Here is a 485-nt window from a genome sequence, read left to right as displayed (position 1 = left end):
TACGGAACGTGCCGCCCAGCTCAGTCTGTGGCTGGATCAACACCTTTGTGATGTCAGCCTGATAACACAGGGCGAGCGGCGAAAACTGAGCGGTTTCCCTTATGGCTGGCACAATGTGTTTGATAGTCCGGTGCTGCCTGTGCCAAAGAATACGTATTCCGGCCTGCAACCGTTGGTGGAATATTACGCGCTGTCCCCGCTTTATAACTTTGTCACGCTGGATATCAGCAAAAGTTGCACAACAGTGCCACTGAATGAGGAGGGTACGTTTGAACTGATTTTTCGTTTCGAGGGTGAATTGCCATTGGCGGATGTCGATGAGGCATTTTTATTGGGCTGCGTCCCGGCTATTCATCTGGAAAACCGGCGCATCTCGCCCATTGCACTGGAGACCGGCAATCACCGCTATTCCCTGCCATTGGGAGAATCGGTGCAGTTGTTCCGGCTGGGTGATATTGAGGTCGTGCAACAACCCGATGACAGTA

General features: G+C 52.4%; 1 protein-coding gene. It reads left to right on the top strand.

From position 1 onward, the window contains the following. Positions 1-485 (top strand): type VI secretion system baseplate subunit TssF (locus tag AAC854_RS23050; protein WP_340619123.1); only part of this gene is annotated, 485 nt, incomplete at both ends.

Origin of the sequence: Xenorhabdus entomophaga (genome assembly GCF_037996725.1) — a bacterium.
Classification (GTDB): Bacteria; Pseudomonadota; Gammaproteobacteria; order Enterobacterales; family Enterobacteriaceae; genus Xenorhabdus; species Xenorhabdus khoisanae.
Note: the sequence above shows the minus strand (reverse complement) of the source record. Positions and strands in the feature narration are given on the sequence as shown.